15 protein-coding genes are annotated in these 17,821 nt (G+C 65.5%); 10 read left to right on the forward strand and 5 right to left on the reverse strand.

What is annotated here, in order from left to right; translation table 11 throughout:
- Positions 1 to 42 precede the first annotated feature (42 nt).
- The 3 genes from ACV229_RS34890 to ACV229_RS34900 all read left to right on the forward strand — a co-directional run bounded on the left by ACV229_RS34890 (position 43) and on the right by ACV229_RS34900 (position 2,878).
- The gene (locus ACV229_RS34890) at positions 43 to 756 is read left to right on the forward strand and encodes a FadR/GntR family transcriptional regulator (RefSeq protein WP_448087626.1); all 714 of its coding nucleotides are present in this window, start codon (positions 43 to 45) and stop codon (positions 754 to 756) included.
- A gap of 425 nt (positions 757 to 1,181) precedes the next feature.
- Entirely contained in the window at positions 1,182 to 1,955 is a 774-nt protein-coding gene (locus ACV229_RS34895; RefSeq protein WP_448087627.1) for a class II aldolase/adducin family protein, read from the forward strand.
- Positions 1,956 to 2,443: 488 nt separating this feature from the next.
- Entirely contained in the window at positions 2,444 to 2,878 is a 435-nt protein-coding gene (locus ACV229_RS34900; protein WP_448087628.1) for a CHRD domain-containing protein, read from the forward strand.
- A 143-nt stretch (positions 2,879 to 3,021) separates the two neighbouring features.
- On the opposite strand, the gene ACV229_RS34905 is transcribed toward ACV229_RS34900, so the two are convergent.
- Positions 3,022 to 3,876: an EcsC family protein gene (locus tag ACV229_RS34905; protein WP_448087629.1), complete on the reverse strand. Its 855-nt coding sequence runs from the start codon at positions 3,874 to 3,876 to the stop codon at positions 3,022 to 3,024.
- Between the two features lie 107 nt (positions 3,877 to 3,983).
- Between ACV229_RS34905 and ACV229_RS34910 the strand changes: the two genes are divergently transcribed.
- Both ACV229_RS34910 and ACV229_RS34915 read left to right on the forward strand, forming a co-directional pair.
- On the forward strand, positions 3,984 to 5,579 hold the full coding sequence (locus ACV229_RS34910) for an MDR family MFS transporter (protein WP_448087630.1): 1,596 nt from the start codon (positions 3,984 to 3,986) through the stop codon (positions 5,577 to 5,579).
- A gap of 25 nt (positions 5,580 to 5,604) precedes the next feature.
- Positions 5,605 to 6,051 carry a MarR family winged helix-turn-helix transcriptional regulator gene (locus ACV229_RS34915; RefSeq protein WP_448087631.1) on the forward strand — a complete coding sequence of 149 codons (447 nt, stop codon included), beginning with the start codon at positions 5,605 to 5,607 and terminating at the stop codon, positions 6,049 to 6,051.
- Positions 6,052 to 6,184: 133 nt separating this feature from the next.
- Here the strand turns inward: ACV229_RS34915 and ACV229_RS34920 are convergent, their stop codons facing one another.
- Together ACV229_RS34920 and ACV229_RS34925 are read right to left on the reverse strand one after the other, a co-directional pair.
- A complete protein-coding gene (locus tag ACV229_RS34920; protein WP_448087632.1) occupies positions 6,185 to 6,766 on the reverse strand; it encodes a DJ-1/PfpI family protein in 582 nt (193 codons plus the stop codon).
- A 223-nt stretch (positions 6,767 to 6,989) separates the two neighbouring features.
- Positions 6,990 to 8,270: an amino acid deaminase gene (locus tag ACV229_RS34925; protein ID WP_448087633.1), complete on the reverse strand. Its 1,281-nt coding sequence runs from the start codon at positions 8,268 to 8,270 to the stop codon at positions 6,990 to 6,992.
- A gap of 143 nt (positions 8,271 to 8,413) precedes the next feature.
- On the opposite strand from ACV229_RS34925, the gene ACV229_RS34930 reads away from it, so the two are divergent.
- The 5 genes from ACV229_RS34930 (at position 8,414) to ACV229_RS34950 (ending at position 14,732) form a co-directional block, all read left to right on the forward strand.
- Positions 8,414 to 9,346, forward strand: coding sequence for a MurR/RpiR family transcriptional regulator (locus ACV229_RS34930; protein WP_448087634.1), 933 nt, complete (start codon positions 8,414 to 8,416; stop codon positions 9,344 to 9,346).
- A 2-nt stretch (positions 9,347 to 9,348) separates the two neighbouring features.
- The gene (locus ACV229_RS34935; protein ID WP_448087635.1) at positions 9,349 to 10,830 is read left to right on the forward strand and encodes an N-acyl-D-amino-acid deacylase family protein; all 1,482 of its coding nucleotides are present in this window, start codon (positions 9,349 to 9,351) and stop codon (positions 10,828 to 10,830) included.
- Positions 10,831 to 10,986: 156 nt separating this feature from the next.
- On the forward strand, positions 10,987 to 11,373 hold the full coding sequence (locus ACV229_RS34940; protein ID WP_006751946.1) for a RidA family protein: 387 nt from the start codon (positions 10,987 to 10,989) through the stop codon (positions 11,371 to 11,373).
- Between the two features lie 290 nt (positions 11,374 to 11,663).
- On the forward strand, positions 11,664 to 14,252 hold the full coding sequence (locus ACV229_RS34945) for a glycoside hydrolase family 19 protein (protein WP_448087636.1): 2,589 nt from the start codon (positions 11,664 to 11,666) through the stop codon (positions 14,250 to 14,252).
- 3 nt (positions 14,253 to 14,255) lie between these two features.
- Positions 14,256 to 14,732, forward strand: coding sequence for a hypothetical protein (locus ACV229_RS34950; RefSeq protein ID WP_448087637.1), 477 nt, complete (start codon positions 14,256 to 14,258; stop codon positions 14,730 to 14,732).
- A gap of 294 nt (positions 14,733 to 15,026) precedes the next feature.
- Here the strand turns inward: ACV229_RS34950 and queF are convergent, their stop codons facing one another.
- Positions 15,027 to 15,851 (reverse strand): NADPH-dependent 7-cyano-7-deazaguanine reductase QueF, encoded by an 825-nt coding sequence (gene queF, locus ACV229_RS34955; protein ID WP_448087638.1) that lies wholly within the window; start codon positions 15,849 to 15,851, stop codon positions 15,027 to 15,029.
- Between the two features lie 12 nt (positions 15,852 to 15,863).
- Positions 15,864 to 17,387, reverse strand: coding sequence for a threonine ammonia-lyase, biosynthetic (ilvA, locus tag ACV229_RS34960; protein ID WP_448087639.1), 1,524 nt, complete (start codon positions 17,385 to 17,387; stop codon positions 15,864 to 15,866).
- Positions 17,388 to 17,821 lie beyond the last annotated feature (434 nt).

A 17,821-nucleotide genomic window follows, 5' to 3' on the forward strand; every position in this document is an offset into this window, starting at 1 on the left:
CGATATCGGCGCGAACGGCCCCAATATTCTGGAGACCCGACGATGGCAGCGATGACGGCCCGCGGCCGGACCGAAGTGGTGATGCGCAAGATCGAGACGGCGCTGCTCGACGGCACGTGGCCGGCCGGCGCGCGCCTGCCGGCCGAGCGGGTGCTCGCGCAGCAGTACGGCGTCGCGCGCAACACGATCCGCGAGGCGACCCAGCGGCTCGTCGCGCGCGGGCTGCTGCAGAGCCGGCGCGGCGCGGGCGTGTACGTGACGGACCAGTTGCGCGCAGGCGTCGCGTCGCCGTGGGGTCAGCTCGTCGCCGACCATCCGGCGCTGCGCGACGACATCCTCGAGTTCCGCCGCGTGCTGGAAGGCGCGACCGCGTACTTCGCCGCGCTGCGCGCCGACGCGAACGACCGTCGCCGGATCCGCGCGCTGCTGCGCGAACTCGAGATCGCGCACGTGAACGACGACAAGGCGGTCGAGGTCGCGACCGACTCGAAGCTGCACGAGGCGATCGCGCTCGCGTCGCACAACACGATGTTCCTGCACCTGCATACGAGCGTGATCGGCATGCTGCGCGAGCACATCTCGATCAACGTCACGGGGATGACCGAGCACGACGACGACGCGTCGGACCAGTTGCTGCGTCAGCACCGGATCGTCTGCGACGCGATTTGCGCGCATCGCCCCGAGGAGGCGCGCACCGCGATGCAGACGCACATCGACTACGTGCGCAGCCATTTCGAGCGAAGCGACGCGGGCTGAGATTGGTCGGACCACGGCGGCCGGCGCGGCGTGCGGCGGCCGTTTCCGCGTGCGGTTTGCCCGGCTCGCCGGCGCATGGACGACGGGCGGGCCGCTCGCGCCCGATCGGTACGGCGAGTCGCACTGGCGCCGCCACGGCAGAGGGGCGGCTGGCCCGCCCGCCGGCCGTCGGGCTCGCGCGCCCGTCCGCTGCGTGGACGAATCGGTAAATGCCGCGATTCCTGCGGCCCCGGAATGGTGATATGGTTGTGTGTACAACGATCTTCGGATCGAGACGGTTGCTGCCGGATCCGCCGCGTGCGACGCGCGGCCCGCCCGGTGGCGTTACGCAATGCGCCGGTCCGCAATTCCGCCGGCGCCAGGAGACGAAGTGCGATGCCGCCGCGGCGCGGCCCCGCACGCGCCCGCTCAACCGGAGCCCCCGCATGCATCACGTACCGAACCAGCCGTTTTCCCGTCCCGCCCGCTTTTCCGAGGCCGAGTGGCAGGCGCGCGTGCAGCTCGCGGCCGCGTACCGCATCTTCGACCATCTCGGCTGGACCGAGCTGATCTACAACCACATCTCGCTGCGCGTGCCGGACGCCGACGGCCATTTCCTGATCAATCCGTTCGGCCTGCACTACAGTGAGGTGTGCGCGTCGAACCTCGTCAAGATCGACATCGACGGCAACGTGATCGGGCATTCCGACTGGCCGATCAATCCGGCCGGCTTCACGTTCCACAGCGCGATCCATGCGGCCTTGCCCGATGCGCACTGCGTGATGCACGTGCATACGACGCCTGCAATGGCCGTGTGCTGTTCGCGCGACGGCCTGTCGTTCTCGAACTTCTATGCGGCGCAGCTGTACGGCAAGGTCGCGTATCACGACTTCGAGGGGATCACCGTGCATCTCGACGAAGGCCGGCGCATCGTCGCGAGCGCGGGCGGGCGGCCCGTGCTGCTGCTGCGCAATCACGGGCCCGTCACGATCGGACGCACGCTCGCCGAGACGTTCTCGCTGATGTGGCTGCTCAATCGCGCGTGCGAAGTGCAGGTCGCGACGCACGCGATCGGCGACGCGCTGCCGATCGCGCCGCCGGTGCTCGAAGCGTGCGTGCGCGATTCGCTGAACTTCGATCCGAAGCATGGCGCGGGGCAGGATGCGTTCGACGCGCTGCAGCGCATTGTCGACCGCATCGATCCGGGCTACCGGAGCTGATGCGTCGGACGCTCGCCGTCGGCGTGCTGGTGCGGATCAGATGCGGCGCGGGCAACGATCATGATTCGTTCTGCTTGGCGTCTGGCCGGATGTGGCAGATGAAGCCGTTCGCGAGAGGAAGCGGACAGGCCGCGGCCTGCCTGCATCGCGCACCGGCCACGTGCAGTACGCAAAAAAAACGCGGCCGGGCGGCCGCGTGAATACTCGCAGACTCCTTCGGACGAAGGAAACAAGCAACTGTGAGACGAAGTGTAGCGAAAGGCCGCGCGCGGATTCAGGCGTCCGGCTGCAAAGGTCTGTTCCTCGTTGCGTCAGGCTGGCATGAACAATTTGCCGGGGCGTACATCGCGGGGCATGCCGATCGGCTCGCCGTTCGCCATTGTCCGAACGGTCAACGTGCTGCCTGATCGGTGGCGATCGACTAACATGGGCGATGCGTCCCCAACAGGGTGGCGTCCAAAGTCGTCAACGTTGTACAAGGAGATCACATGCCGAAGCTGCGTTTCCTCCAGGTCGCGTTACTTGCGGGCGTGCTCGCCGCCGGCAGCGCCGCCGCCGAAACGGTCCACCTGTCCGCGAACCTGCAGCCGTCGAGCGAGGTGCCGCCCACCACCAGCCACGGTTCGGGCAACGTCGATGCGACTTACGACACGGCCAGTCACACGCTGCAATGGTCGATCACCTACAAGGACCTGACCGGCCCGGCCACCGCCGCGCATTTCCACGGACCGGCGCCCGTCGGGCAGAACGCCGGCGTGCAGGTGCCGATTCCGAAGGCTGGCCTCGCGAGCCCGATCAAGGGCTCGAAGGAGCTGAGCGATTCGCAGGTGACGGACCTGATGGCCGGCAAGTGGTACTTCAATGTCCACACGAAGGAACATCCGTCCGGCGAGATCCGCGGACAGGTGCTGCCGGCCGGCTGAAGCGTTTGATATAGCGGCTCCGTTCGAGCGGCACGGCAGCGATCGCACGTGTGGCAGCGGTATGCGCCGATGATGCCGGAGTCGCGGCAGGCGCTCGACCGGGCGGCGGCGTTCCTGCACCGCATGGCGGTCGAGCGTGCGGTTCAGCGCGCCGGCGAGGCGTCGATCGCCTGATAGGCGGCCTTGACGGCCGCGGTGCCGTACTTGCGCTCGAGCCGGCGCACGGTGAAGTGGCCGTGCGCCATCTGCTGGAAGTGATCGATGAACAGCGTGTTGACGGTCGCGCCGAGCACCGCGCCGATCGCGGGGATCGACTTGGCCGCCATCTGCTCGGTCACCTGCACCGAAAAGCGCGACGCGACGGTCTGCACGAGCCTGAACACGGCGGCCGAGCCGTGCGCGGCGATTCCCTTCGTCGTGATGTCCGACGACGCCTTCGAGATTGCCTGCGCGAGCGCGCCGCGCAGCACGAAGTAGCCGAGATCGGCTTCCTCTTCCTTCTTGTCCGGGTTGCCGCCCATTCCGAGCACGGCGAGGCACTGCAGCTGCGTGTCGACCGACGTCAGGTCCTCGCCCTCGCTGCGCGCGATGTCGCATACCGAGCGGAAGATCAGCGTCGTCGTCACCGGCAGCTCGACCGGCAGCGCGACGAAGCCGAACGCGCCGCCCGCGGCGCCCGTGGTCGCGACCGCGAGCTTGTGCAGCAGGTTGCTCGGCTTGTCGTGCATGTCGTGCGCGTCGGCGTCCGCGGCCGGCGGCTTGCCGAGCGTGCGCAGCGCGAGGTTCAGGCACTTGCGCAGCGCGAGCTGGGTCGCGTCGTTGATCTTGCCGGTCGCGAAATCCGGCAGCCTGCCGATCATCTTCTCGACCGGTGCACCGAGCAGGCGCGTCAGCTTCAGTGTCAGCGACGGGCTTTCCAGCACCTGCTTCGCGCGCCGCAGCGCATCCCGGTCGTCTTCCGAAAGCGTCGTCGCAACGCCGATTGAAATCGGTTCCATCTTTCTCCCTCGCAGCCTGGGCCGAAATGCCGGCCGCCAGCTAGGTTACCGCACCCATGATAGAATTTTCAGATTGTTTGACTCGTCAAAAGTTGCGCCAACAAAAAATGGCCGTCCACACCGCTGCCCACCATTCGAGCGGGCAAGTCCTGCCGTTCCGTGAATCGCTGCTCGCGATGATCGGCATCTCGTTCGTGACGATGCTCGTCGCGCTCGACCAGACCGTCGTCGGCACCGCGCTGCCGACCATCGTCGCCGAACTGAAAGGATTCGACCTGTATGCGTGGGTCGCGACGTCCTACCTGCTGAGCTCGGTGATCACCGTGCCGATCTTCGGGCGGCTCGGTGACTATTACGGGCGCAAGCCGTTCGTGATCGTGTCGATCGTGCTGTTCACCGGCGCGTCGGTGCTGTGCGGGATGGCCAACGACATGCTGTACCTCGTGCTCGCGCGCGGCCTGCAGGGCATCGGCGGCGGGATGCTGGTCGGCACCGCGTTCGCGTGCATTCCGGACCTGTTTCCCGATTCCGTCGTGCGGCTGCGCTGGCAGGTGCTGATGAGCTCGGCGTTCGGCATCGCGAACGCGATCGGGCCGTCGCTCGGCGGCGTGCTGACGCAGTCGTTCGGCTGGCGCTCGGTGTTCTACGTGAACCTGCCGATCGGCCTGCTGTCGCTGCTGTTCGTGTGGCGCTACCTGCCGCACTTGCGGCAAGTCGAGCACAAGGAGAAGATGCGGCTCGACTGGCCGGGCGCGATCCTGATCGCGCTGTCGCTCGGCGCGCTGCAGCTGTTCGTCGAATGGCTGCCGAAACACGGGATCGCGGGCTGGCCGTCGCTGCTGCTCGTCATCGCGCTCGCCGCCGGCATCGGGCTGTGGCACTGGGAGAAGCGCTGCGCACAGCCGATTCTTCCGTTCGACATGTTCGGCAACCGCGCGTTGTCCGCGCTGTTCGTGCTCGCGATCCTCGCGGGCTTCTCGATGTTCTCGCTGCTGTTCTACGCGCCGCTGCTGTTCCAGGGCGGTTTCGGGATGTCGCCGAAGGAGGCCGGGCTCGTGATCACGCCGCTCGTCGTGTTCATCACGATCGGCAGCATCATGAACGGCCGCGTCGTGACCCGCATCCGCAACCCGAACGCGATGCTGCACGTCGGCTTCGTGCTGTTCGCGATCACGTGCGTCGGTGTCGTCGTGTCGACCCACGACACGCCGCGCTGGATCCTGATGGCGCTGATGGTCGCGGGCGGCGTCGGCCTCGGCTTCGTGCTGCCGAACCTGACGGTGTTCGCGCAGCAGACCGCCGGGCGCGAGCATCTCGGCATCGCGACCGCGCTGCTGCAGTCGCTGCGGATGGTCGGCGGGATGGTCGGCACCGCGCTGACGGGCACGCTCGTCAACCAGATGTATGCGGGTGGCGTGCGCGACGCGCTCGCGGCCGACCATGCGATGCAGTGGCGCGCGCAGCTCGCCGATCCGCAGATCCTGATCGACCGCGCGGCGCAAGGCGGTCTCGTCGCCGAGCTCACGCGCGCCGGGCATAATGGCGCGCTGCTGCTGGAGGCGGCCCGCGAATCGCTCGTCAGCGCGATTCACCTGGGCGTCGCGGTGGCAGCCGTGGTGGCCGTGGTGTCGGTGTGGCAATGCCGCCGGGTGCCGCCGATCGCGCTGCGGCGCAAGATTGAACCGCACGTCGCGGCAGATTGAACGAACGAAGGAACAGATTCAGCGCATGGAAGAACAGGACCGCGTCGCGATCTTGCAGCAATTCGGACGCACGTATCGCGCGTTCTTGACCGCGTTCGAAGCGCAAGTCGGCCAGCCGATGCCGCGCTGGCGCATCATGGTCGCACTCCGCTCGATGGATGGGCACTCGTCGCAGAAGCGGCTCGTCGAATTGCTGCGGATCGACCCGGGCGCGCTCACGCGCCAGCTGAAGGCGCTCGACGCGCTCGGCTGGATCGAGCGCGAATCCGACGCGCGCGACAATCGGGTGACCAACGTGACGCTGACCGCCGCCGGCCACGCGGTGTTCGATGCGTGCCTGCCGCGCCGCAAGGCGTTTCTCGACCAGACGATGGCGCAGTTGCCGGACGACGTATTGAACGCGTTGTCGGGCGCGCTCGCGATGCTGGAGGCGCGGATCGCCGAAGTCGGCACGCAGCCGGCGGCGCGCTGAGCGGGCAGGGCGGGTCGTCAAGCACCGCCGGTTGCCGGTCCGGCTTCGAACCTTGCGCCGGCAGCTTGCGCCGGCTTCACGATCCGCGCCCGGCGAGCGGGCCGCACGGGCCCGCCACCGTCATCGAAGCGCGTTACAGCTCGATGCGCGTGCCGAGCAGCGCGAGGAACTGCGCGAGCCACGCCGGATGCGCAGGCCACGCGGGTGCGGTGACGAACGGCGCATCGGTGACGGCCGAATCGACCGGGATGTCCGCATATTCGCCGCCCGCGAGCTTCACTTCGGGCGCGCAGGCCGGGTAGGCCGAGATGCGCTTGCCGCGGATCACGTCGGCGGCCGCGAGCAGCTGCGCCGCATGGCAGATCGCCGCGATCGGCTTGCCCGCTGCCGCGAACGCGCGCACGAGCGCGATCACCTTCGGATCGAGACGCAGGTATTCGGGCGCGCGGCCGCCCGCGATCGCGAGCGCGTCGTAACGCGCCGCGTCGACGTCGTCGAACGCCGCATTCAGCGTGAACTGGTGGCCCGGCTTCTCGGTGTAGGTCTGGTCGCCTTCGAAGTCGTGGATCGCGGTCTTGATCTTGTCGCCCGCCCGCTTGCCGGGGCAGACCGCGTCGACATGGTGGCCGACGGCCTGCAGCGCCTGGAACGGCACCATCGTTTCGTAGTCTTCGGCGAAATCGCCGGTCAGGAACAGGATCTTCTTCGCGGCCATGGCTTTCTCCCGTGTTGGCCCGAGCCGGCGCTTCAGCGCGTGCCCGGGGTCCATGCATAGTTGAAGGGTGGGTCAGGACGAAAGCGCAGTGTACTCCGACGAATCGACGCCGGTATGACGACGGCCGTCCCGTTGCGGGACGGCCGTTGCGTGGTCGTCGTGCGGCCGGTGTGCGCCCGTTGCCGGCGTGAGCGCACGCCGGGCGCCGGACGGCCGTCGCATATCAGAAGAACGTCTCGATCACTTCCTTCACGCGGAACTGCGGATCGAGGACGAGCAGCTGGCGCCACTTGTCGAATGTCAGGCACGGGTGCGAGATGTCGAACGCGACCATGTCGCCGACCTTCACGTCCGCGCCGGGCGGGATCTGCAGGTACGCGTGCTGGTCCATCAGGCCGGTGATCGCCCAGCCTTCGCTTGCGGCGACGTCGCGCGGCGCGGTGTCGCGACCCGGGCGGAAATGGCGGGCCGGCTCGGGCAGGCCCGCGTCGAACGCCGAATCGCGCTTGCCGAGCGCGACGATCGCGCGGTCCGGCTCCGGAATCGACTGCACGTACGCCCACAGCTGCAGCGCGGGCAGCAGGCCTTCGCCCATCTTGCGCGCGATCGGGTTGCGCGCGAATACATCCGTCTGCGCCTTCTTGTAGATACCGACGTCGTGCGTCAGGTAGCAGCCCGGACGCAGCACCACCTCCGCGAAGCCCGCATCGGACGCCTTCGCGAATTCCTCCGCCACCACGTCGTACCATGCCGAGCCCGCGCCGGACAGGATCGCAGGCGTGCGCGCGAAGCGGCCGGCTGCCGCGAGCTCGCGCGTCAGCGCGACCGCTCCCTGCAGGAACGCGCGGATCTCGCCCTCTTCCTTCAGCACGCCTTCGTAGAGTTCGATCCCGGCCAGCTTCAGCGTGTCCGGGTAACGCGCGAGCGCGGCGAGCACCGCTTCGCGCTGCGCGTCGTCGCGCACGCCGGCGCGGCCGCCCGGCACGCCGAGCTCGATCAGCACGTTGAGCGACTTCTTCGCGTCGCCGAAGAAGCGGCCGAGCTGGTCGACGCCTTCGACGGAATCGACGAGGCAGAAGAACTCGAACTCGGGATCCGCGAGCAGCGCCGCGATGATCGCCATGTTGTGACGGCCGACCAGCTGGTTCGCGAGCAGCACGCGCCGCACGCCGCCGTGGTACGCGGCCTGCGTCTGGTGCGCGGTCGCGAGCGTGATGCCCCACGCGCCGGCGTCGAGTTGGCGGCGGAACAGCTGCGGCGCCATCGTCGTCTTGCCGTGCGGCGCGAACTTGACGCCGTACTGCTGGACGAACGCCTGCATCCATTTCAGGTTGTGTTCGATGCGATCCTCGTACAGCACCGCGGCCGGCAGGCTGACGTCTTCCGCGAGCAGGTTCCACTCGAGGCGGCCAGCGTCCGCGAGCGGCACGCTCGCGCTCGGCAGATTGCCGAGGCCCTTGCCGAACGGATCGATCGTCGCTTCCTGATAGTTTGTAACTTTCATGTCATCCCGCTCCATCTCGGATATGTATTGCATCGAAGTTGACATGCAGATGGTACAGAAAGTAGCATCGGCACGGTAATGTTATTTAGTAACATGGTGCGCCGCAGCGCGTGCTGCAACCCGCGCCACAACTCATTCAGCAGATGAATACGCCCGCCGCCCCGTCTTCCGTTCCGCCGGCTGCAGAGCCTGTCGCCGCGCTGCCGGCCGTCGACATCGTCGCCCGGATCGCCGAATGCGCGCCCGAGTTGCGCGACGCCGAGCGCAAGGTGGCCGCGTTCATCCTCGCCGATCTCGTGCGCGCCGCGCACGCGAGCATCGGCACGCTCGCGCGCGACGCGGAAGTGAGCATCGCGACGGTCACACGCTTCGCGAAGGCGGTCGGCTGTCGCGACGTGCGCGAACTGAAGCTGCTCGTCGCGCAGGCGGCGGCCGTCGGCCAGCGTTTCCTCGCGCCGTCGGATGCTGCGCGCGCGGACGACGCGAACCCCGCGTCGATGGTCTACGACGAAATTCAGGTCGCGCTCGCGCACAACCACCAGCTGCTGCGCCACACGTCGTTCGACGCGGCCGCCGATCGGCTCGCCGGCGCGAAGATGATCTACGTGTACGGGCAGGGCGGCGGGTCGACCGCGCTCGCCGACGAGTTGCGCTTCCGTCTCGTGCGCTTCGGCCGGCCGGTCTCGAGCTACCAGGACAGCGTGCTGCAGCGGATGGTGTCGGCGACGCTGTCGAAGGACGATGTCGTCGTCGCGTTGTCGGTGAGCGGGCGCGTGCCCGAGCTGCTCGACAGCTGTGCGCTCGCGAAGCGCTACGGCGCGACGCTGATCGCGGTCACCGCGCCGGCGTCGCCGCTCGCGCAGCTTGCCGACCACCTGATTCCGGTCGTCGCGTTCGAGACCGATTTCATTTTCAAACCGTCGACATCGCGCTACGCGATGATGATGGCCATCGACGTGCTCGTCACCGGCGTCGCGCTGCGGCTCGGCGACGGGTGCCGGGAATCGCTGCGCCGGATCAAGCATGCGCTCGATGCGCACCGCGGCGGCGGAGACCGTCAACCGCTAGGAGACTGACCATGCATTCGCATCCCGAAGCTGCCGATACGCTGATCGTCGGCGCGCTGCTGTACGACGGCACCGGCGCGCCGCCCGTCACGCGCGACGTCGCGATCCGCAACGGCATGATCGCGGCGATCGGCAACCTGTCGAACTGGCTGGCCGAGGAGATCGTCGAGGCGAACGGCCGTGCGCTCGCGCCGGGCTTCGTCGACGTGCACACGCACGACGACACCCACGTGATCGGCTCGCCGCAGATGCTGCCGAAGATCACGCAGGGCGTGACGACCGTGATCGTCGGCAACTGCGGGATCAGCGCGTCGCCGGTTACGCTCGCGGGCGATCCGCCCGATCCGATGAACCTGCTCGGCGATCGCGGCGCGTTCCAGTACCCGAGCTTCGCCGATTACGTCGCGGCGGTGAACGACGCGCGGCCGGCCGTCAACGTCGCCGCGCTCGTCGGCCACACCGCGCTGCGCAACAACCAGATGGACCGCCTCGACCGCGCGGCGACCGGTGCCGAAATCGCCGGCATGCGCGCGCAGCTCGAGGAAGCGCTCGCGCACGGCGCGCTCGGGCTGTCGTCGGGCCTCGCGTACGGCTCCGCGTTCGCGGCGCCGCCAGAAGAGGTGATGGCGCTCGCCGAGCCGCTCGCTAACGCGGGCGCGCTGTATACGACGCACATGCGCACCGAGTTCGACGCGATCCTCGACGCGATGGACGAGGCGTATCGCGTCGGCCGCCACGCGCGGGTGCCGGTCGTGATCTCGCACCTGAAATGCGCGGGCCCGTCGAACTGGGGCCGCAGCACCGAGGTGCTCGCGTCGCTCGAGGGCGCGCGCCGCTACCAGCCGGTCGGCTGCGACTGCTATCCGTACAGCCGCAGCTCGTCGACGCTCGACCTCAAGCAGGTGACGGGCGACATCGACATCACGATCACGTGGTCGGAGCCGCACCCGGAAGTCGCGGGCAAGCTGCTGAAGACGATCGCGGCCGAGTGGGGCGTCACCGAGCAGGAAGCCGCGCAGCGGATCCGGCCTGCTGGCGCCGTCTACCACAACATGTCCGAGGACGATGTGCGCCGGATCCTGTCGCATCCGGCGACGATGGTTGGCTCGGACGGCCTGCCGAACGATCCGCTGCCGCACCCGCGGCTGTGGGGCGCGTTCCCGCGCGTGCTCGGGCACTACGCGCGTGACACGGGCCTGCTGCCGCTCGAGGAGGCGATCCGCAAGATGACGTCGCTGTCCGCGCGCCGCTTCGGCCTCGCCGGGCGCGGCGAAGTGCACGTCGGCTATCACGCCGATCTGGTGCTGTTCGATCCCGACCGCGTGATCGATGCGGCGACGTTCGATAAGCCGCAGCAGCCCGCGCACGGCATCGACGCGGTGTGGGTCAACGGCGTGCTGACCTACCGCGACGGCCAGCCGACCGGCGAACGTGCGGGCGGCTTCGTCGCGCGCGGCGCACGCGCGCAGGCGAGCGCCGACGCCGCGTTCTGACGCGCGGCCCACGGCAGGCTCAACCCCGGCTCAACCCGGGCTCAACCCGGGCTCAACCCGGGCTCAACCCGGGCTCAACCCGGGCTCAACCCGGGCTCAACTTCCGCGCGCGCCGTGACGGGCGCGCGCATCTGCAACCGAAACAGGAGTGAAACGATGAAGCGATATGGCGTAGGCGAAGCGAAGGGCACGGGCGGCCAGGTGATGCCGTTTGCGCGTGCGGTCGAAGCCGACGGCTGGCTGTACGTGTCGGGCCAGACGCCGATGGTGAACGGCGAAGTGGTCGAAGGCGGGATCGTCACGCAGTCGAAGCAGACGATCGAGAACGTGATCGCGATCCTGAAGGAAGCCGGCTACGGCCTCGAGCACGTCGTGCGCTGCGGCGTGTGGCTCGACGACGCGCGCGATTTCGCGTCGTTCAACAAGGTGTTCGTGTCGTACTTCGGCGAGCATCCGCCGGCACGCGCGTGCGTGCAGTCGAGCATGGTGATCGACTGCAAGGTCGAGGTCGACTGCATCGCGTACAAGGCGCCGGCGAAGTAACGCGGCGAGGGCGAATTGTTGTGCAGCGGGGCCGGCGCATTGATGTGCGCCGGCCCCGTTGCGTTGAGGCGCTATCGATGGATTTCTTGTCGGGTGTCCTTGGTGCTGGAATTTAGCATTCTGTAACAAAACCGTTCCGAGCAGTGGGGAGGGCGCGACGCTTTCGTTGGGCGGGAAAAGCCGAGGTTGGGATGTTGTTCAAGAACAGCGTCGACAATTTTGGATAAACCAGATCCGGGACCGCATTGTATGGTCTGGTCACGCAAAGGATTCTCTGAATAAATCAGATCGTGACCAACAAGCCCGCACCGAACAAGGCATCACCAACTCCCGAGACCGCCATTGCCAGCCTGAAGCAATCGCTGTTTGCCTTTCCTTTCCTGCGTAAAGGACAAAGCAAATTCGAGACGTCTTCACTATTTACCGACGAGCATGAGATTTACCGACTGCTTGCAGAGGGCGAGCCGACCGGCACGTATCTCGTCAGCCGCAAGGGCATGTGGCACGGCGGGATTCACGTCACGGAGGCGGGCGCGGGGCAGGCCCTGGATCTCGATGCGGGACTGCGCTGCATTGCCGACGGCGTGCTGATCGCGTTTCGCATCAACAAGACCTATCCGGTAAGCGAGATCGCATCGGCCGGTAGCAAAGCGCCGGTTCAGGCACCGTACAGTACCGGTTTTGCACTGGTGCGGCACACGATGGAATTTCCGCGGGGCAAGACGCTGACTTTCTACAGCCTGTACATTCACCTGATGTCCCACGAGGACTACGCGAACTTCCCGAGGCGGGACAAGCCGGCATACTGGTCAAGGCAGTGGCAGGTGACGCGGCATGCTCAGGACAAGCCGACGCCAAGCCGTGGCGGGCAGGTGTCGGATCCGGCTCAGCAGGGGCTGCGGGTTCGCAAAAGTCATCCCCGCGGCGAAGCTATCGGTATTCTTCCGCAGGGAGCGAGCGTCAGCATCGGTAAGAGGGAGAAAGGTTGGGGCGAGGTGACAGACCTGCATGGCGCGTCGCCATATCCGGCCGAGGCGGGCGGCTACGTCGAGCCGTCCCGTGCCGTCGGCGGTTGGGTTTATCTCGGTCAGGAAAATGGCGGGCCGGTTATTCAGGAAGTAATCCCCGACTCGATTTTCGATAGGGTGATCGTGACAACGACCTCGCAAAAAGCAGAGGGTATCCCGATCAAGGCGGGCGAACTGATCGGCCACCTCGGTCGATACGACTCGCTGAACCAATGCACGTCCGGAACCCGGATGGCGCACATCGAGGTGTTTTGCGACGACAGCATCCAGGCGTATCTCGAACAGGGGAGGGCATGGGTCAACGAGCACGGTCCGCACAAGGAGGACTGGACGGCACTGGGCTTGCCATCCGAGCCGACGATTCTGCGAATCGCGCCGGGTACGGTGCTGTATCAACGTACCGAGAATAAGAAGAAGTTCATCCCGGGCGCTGACTCGCAGTTGAGAAAGACGGGCGCCGTTCAGGTGTATTCGCTCGCCGAACTGGCACGTGACCCTAATCGGCGGATCCCCGAGCCGCATCCGAATCCCGATCCGGGTTACCCGGTGAACTGGTGGCACGTTGACGGCGTGAATGCGCAAGGTCAAGTGATCGACGGTTGGGTGTGTGACTTCAACCACCCGAGCGGCCGAGTGACGCGGGAATTCACGCAGAAGTGGATCGACTTCGAGTGTCTTGCGGATGCCCATGATTCAGCGCATACGATCTTTGCGACAACCCAGAAGTGGGTTGAGTATGCGAGCGGCGCCAATGTTGCCAACCTCGCCTCGTGCTCGAAGCTCAGCCCTTTGATGCTCAAGGTGTATGACGCCCTGTTCACGAAAGGCAATGGCAAGCAGGCGGCTGATGAACTATGCACGCTGTCGCAGACTGAGCGTGGCGGGGATCAGTGGCTGATGCAGGCTGCGTCTCGGCTGATCGTCAAACATGAAAGCGAGTGGGCGAACCCGTCGAAATGGAAGCAGTTGATCGCTGAGTTGGAAAAGCATACGGGACCAAAGCCACAACACGAGGAAGAGCGGAAGCGGATCGAGGCGCTCGCGTGGTGGGATGAGGTGAAGGCCGGCATCGCGGATTTCCCTGCGCCGGATGTTTTTCACATCCACCCCATTGGATTAGCCGCAAACTTCCAATTTGGAAGCCAGTTGATCACCCTCGCTATGCTGATGGCGGTCGAGCCATCGAATTCGATTGAGTACTATCAAAGTATTTTGCCCCATCTAAATAAATATGCCTCGACCTATCAGGTTAACAAACCAAAAAGGATTGCGCATTTCCTTTCTCAATCTGCGCACGAAAGTCATTTGCGAGCTACCGAGGAAGGATTGAGCTACAAGCCCCAAGGCATGCGAAAGATGTTTGGATGCAAGGGCGGTAAAAGGTACTACGATGAAAAATGTGACGACTGTCAACACGGTCGTCTGAGAGACAAGCTTTGGGATCAAGAGGCACATTATGCTCATAACCCAGAACACCTCGCGAATTATGTGTATGCGAACCGAATGGGCAACGGTGATGAAGATAGTGGCGATGGATACAGATATCGTGGGCGCGGATTTATACAAGTGACTGGTAAGGACGGGTATCAGTCGTTTCAAAACGAGCATAATCGACGATCCCCTGATGATCAGCAGGACTTTGTCGAGAATCCCGATCTGGTTGCGTCTCGATTGGAATATGCTGTCGAATCCGCTTTCGTCTTCTGGGCAAGAAAAAATCTAAATTTGACCTCTGATAACGGAACTGTCAGCGCCGTGACTCAGATCGTAAACGGCGGGCAGACTGGATATGATGATCGGCGTGGTCGCTACAATAAGGTGGCGCCTCTCTTGGGCCTTTCGACGGAGTAATCCATGAGCGTTTGTCGAGTGATTTTGGCTTCAATCATTGGCCTCGCCACAGTAGTGACTGCACGCGCCGAAGGATTGTGCGCCACAAAAGAGACAGTAATCTTCAACTGCGAGTTTAAAAATTCTGTTTCGTCGCTGTGTCAGTCATTAGAGGGTGGGGCCCTGATCTATCGAAATGGGGTTGATGGAAGAATAAATTTGAAGATTTCTGATGGTAAAAATGATGTGTTCTTCTTTTCGAATACGCCCTATGCGGGTGGTGGGGAGGCTCATATTCGATTTTCTCGATCAGGCTACACATATTATTTGTATGACAAGACCGTTAAAGGCGATGAGGGCCCGGTTTTTTCTGCTGGAATTGTAATATATAAAGGAGGGAAAAAAATTTCCAGCTTTGCGTGCATTAACGATGCATCAATACGTGCGGGCGCGTATCAATCAATTTCCAGGGAGAAGTATCGATCAATTGGTGCTCAGTAAGTTGGCGCAATTTGAAAATATGAATAAATCTGGATTATGGTCTGAAAAATGAGGCGGCGCGAAATGGTGGTTCGGAATTGTTTATGGTGGTCGCGTTCTTGCTCGGATTTGCGTCGAGTGGGTATGGGGTGGCGGCCTCAAATCCGAAGTGCAGCACCTTGCCATCCGGTAAGGTGCGGTGAATGACAAGAACGAAGTACCGACAACTACAGCCCGAAGAGCGCATGCGCATCGAGGTTTGGAGGGCAGGGAACGTCAGCCGGTGGGCCATTTTGGCGTGCCGGCCGCCCGCCGTTACTGCCGTGCCGTCCGTGCGTTGTCCGGCATCGGCTGGTTGTAGTTGGTGCGGAACGGGTTGATGTCGAGGCCGCCGCGGCGCGTATAGCGCGCGTAGACCGCGAGCTTCACCGGTTTGCAGGCATGCAGGATGTCGACGAAGATGCGCTCGACGCACTGCTCGTGAAAGCCCGTGTGATTGCGGAACGAGATGATGTAGCGCAGCAGCCCCGCATGGTCGATCTGCGGCCCGACGTAGTGGATCTGCACGCTGCCCCAGTCGGGCTGGCCCGTGACCGGGCAGTTCGACTTCAGCAGGTCGGACACGAGCGTCTCTTCGACCGGCGCCTCGTCGTGCGCGGCGGTGAGCAGCGACGGATCGGGTTCGTAGATGTCCGTATCGAGGTCGAGCCGGTCGAGCGACAGCCCGTCGAGCTCGTCCATCTCGAGCTTGCGGAAGTCGTGCGGCGACACGAGCTGCACCGAGACGCTCGCGCCGCACGCGGCCGATACGTCGCGCTTGAGCGCGTCGCGCACGGCGTCGACGGACGCGAACTGCGTTTGCGCGAACGAGCCGAGATACAGCTTGAACGACTTCGATTCGACGATGTTCGGCGATTCGGCCGGCACGTAGAAGGTCGCGACCGCGACCTGCGGCTTGCCGCGCGCATTGAGCCACGACAGCTCGTATGCATTCCAGATGTCGGTGCCGAAGAACGGCAGCACCGACGTGATGCCGATCTGCGCGCGCGCGCCGGCGCGCGGGATCGGGAACAGCAGCGACGCGTCGTACTGGTTCGCGTAGACGGTCGCCTTGCCGAGCGGGGAGTGTTCGGGATTCATGGTGCGTAACGGTTACGACAGGAACAGACGGTAGGCCGGATTGCCGCTTTCTTCGACGTACGGATAGCCGAGCGCCGCGAGGAAGCGCTCGAATTCGGCGCGGTCGGCAGGCGGTACCTGCAGGCCGACGAGGATCGAGCTGTAGTCCGCGCCCTGGTTGCGGTAGTGGAACAGGCTGATGTTCCAGTCGGGCGCCATCGACGACAGGAACTTCATCAGCGCGCCCGGGCGCTCCGGGAATTCGAAGCGGAACAGCCGCTCGTCGAGCGCGAGCGGCGAGCGGCCGCCGACCATGTAGCGGATGTGCTCCTTCGACAGCTCGTCGTGCGTCAGGTCGACGGTCTGGAAGCCGTGCGACTCGAAGTTCGCGGCGATTTCCGCGGATTCGCCGCGGCGCTTGATCTGCACACCGACGAAGATGTGCGCAGACTGCGCATCGGCGATCCGGTAGTTGAACTCGGTGACGTTGCGGTCGCCGACGAGCGAGCAGAAGCGCTTGAAGCTGCCGCGCTCCTCGGGGATCGTCACCGCGAACACCGCTTCGCGCGCCTCGCCGACCTCGGCGCGCTCGGCGACGAAGCGCATCCGGTCGAAGTTCATGTTCGCGCCGGACGTGATCGCGACGAGCGCCTGGTTCTCGATCCCTTCGCGTTCCGCGTAGAGCTTCGCGCCCGCGACCGCCAGCGCGCCGGACGGTTCGAGCACGCTGCGGGTGTCCTGGAACACGTCCTTGATCGCCGCGCACAGCGCATCGGTGTCGACGGTCACGACGCCGTCGAGGAATTCGCGGCACAGCCGGAAGGTTTCCTCGCCGACGAGCTTCACCGCGGTGCCGTCCGCGAACAGGCCGACCTCGGTCAGCTCGACGCGCTCGCCGGCCTTCAGCGACTGCGCCATCGCGCACGAATCCTCGGCCTGCACGCCGATCACCTTGATCTCCGGGCGCACGGCCTTCACGTACGCGGCCACGCCGGACGCGAGACCGCCGCCGCCGATCGGCACGAAGATCGCGTGGATCGGGCCCTGGTGCTGGCGCAGGATCTCCATCGCGATGGTGCCCTGGCCGGCGATCACGTAAGGATCGTCGAACGGGTGGACGAACGTGAGGCCGCGCTCTTCCTGCACCTTGACCGCGTGCGCGTACGCGTCGCTGTACGACTCGCCGGCCTGGATCACCTCGACGCCCGGGCCGCCGTGTGCGCGCACCGCGTCCACTTTCACCTGCGGCGTCGTGACCGGTACGACGATCACCGCCTTGACGCCCATGCGCGCCGCCGAGAACGCGACGCCCTGCGCGTGGTTGCCCGCCGATGCCGTAATCACGCCGCGCGCGAGCGCGTCGGCCGGAATGTGCGCCATCTTGTTGTACGCGCCGCGCAGCTTGAACGAGAACACCGGCTGGTTGTCCTCGCGCTTCAGGTACACGGGGTTGCGCAGCCGGGCCGACAGGTTGCGGGCCGGTTCGAGTTCCGTCTCGATCGCGACGTCATAGACGCGCGCGGTGAGGATTTTCTTCAGGTAATCGTGGGATGCCATGGGCGCTCGCGTGCAGTGCGGGGTAGGACGCAAAGGATCAATGATAGCGCCTGCACCGCTTCCGGGCACGGCCTGTGCGTCGCGCGGGTTGCCGGGTGGGCGGCGGCCGGCCGGTCGCCGCGGTTGCCGGGGTTGCCGATGCGCGCCGCGCGAGCCCGGCAGGCGCGCTTAACCGGCTGGTTACCGACCGGCCGGACGGCGAATCGGGGCCCGAAACCGCTTCGGGCCCCGGCCGGCGGGCCTTTCGGCGATATCCCCACAACGCGTCCGATGCCTCACGCGATGCCCGATCATGGGTTAGAATTCCGTTTTGAATCAAGGATCGGAAGATGCAGAGGCACCCTCGGATCGCCCAATTGAAGCCGTCGCCGCGCGCAGCCAGCCCCGCGGCGGAACGGCATGCGCGCCGCGCACGATCGTGCTGACGGCTCCGA

This window comes from Burkholderia sp. MR1-5-21, from assembly GCF_053427715.1.

Excerpts from the sequence above, each read along its gene's own strand:
- ACV229_RS34890 (WP_448087626.1), top strand. The coding sequence starts at position 43 with ATGGCAGCGATGACGGCCCGCGGCCGGACCGAAGTGGTGATGCGCAAG.
- ACV229_RS34895 (WP_448087627.1), top strand. The coding sequence starts at position 1,182 with ATGCATCACGTACCGAACCAGCCGTTTTCCCGTCCCGCCCGCTTTTCC.
- ACV229_RS34900 (WP_448087628.1), top strand. The coding sequence starts at position 2,444 with ATGCCGAAGCTGCGTTTCCTCCAGGTCGCGTTACTTGCGGGCGTGCTC.
- ACV229_RS34905 (WP_448087629.1), bottom strand. The coding sequence starts at position 3,876 with ATGGAACCGATTTCAATCGGCGTTGCGACGACGCTTTCGGAAGACGAC.
- ACV229_RS34910 (WP_448087630.1), top strand. The coding sequence starts at position 3,984 with ATGGCCGTCCACACCGCTGCCCACCATTCGAGCGGGCAAGTCCTGCCG.
- ACV229_RS34915 (WP_448087631.1), top strand. The coding sequence starts at position 5,605 with ATGGAAGAACAGGACCGCGTCGCGATCTTGCAGCAATTCGGACGCACG.
- ACV229_RS34920 (WP_448087632.1), bottom strand. The coding sequence starts at position 6,766 with ATGGCCGCGAAGAAGATCCTGTTCCTGACCGGCGATTTCGCCGAAGAC.
- ACV229_RS34925 (WP_448087633.1), bottom strand. The coding sequence starts at position 8,270 with ATGAAAGTTACAAACTATCAGGAAGCGACGATCGATCCGTTCGGCAAG.
- ACV229_RS34930 (WP_448087634.1), top strand. The coding sequence starts at position 8,414 with ATGAATACGCCCGCCGCCCCGTCTTCCGTTCCGCCGGCTGCAGAGCCT.
- ACV229_RS34935 (WP_448087635.1), top strand. The coding sequence starts at position 9,349 with ATGCATTCGCATCCCGAAGCTGCCGATACGCTGATCGTCGGCGCGCTG.
- ACV229_RS34940 (WP_006751946.1), top strand. The coding sequence starts at position 10,987 with ATGAAGCGATATGGCGTAGGCGAAGCGAAGGGCACGGGCGGCCAGGTG.
- ACV229_RS34950 (WP_448087637.1), top strand. The coding sequence starts at position 14,256 with ATGAGCGTTTGTCGAGTGATTTTGGCTTCAATCATTGGCCTCGCCACA.
- queF (WP_448087638.1), bottom strand. The coding sequence starts at position 15,851 with ATGAATCCCGAACACTCCCCGCTCGGCAAGGCGACCGTCTACGCGAAC.
- ilvA (WP_448087639.1), bottom strand. The coding sequence starts at position 17,387 with ATGGCATCCCACGATTACCTGAAGAAAATCCTCACCGCGCGCGTCTAT.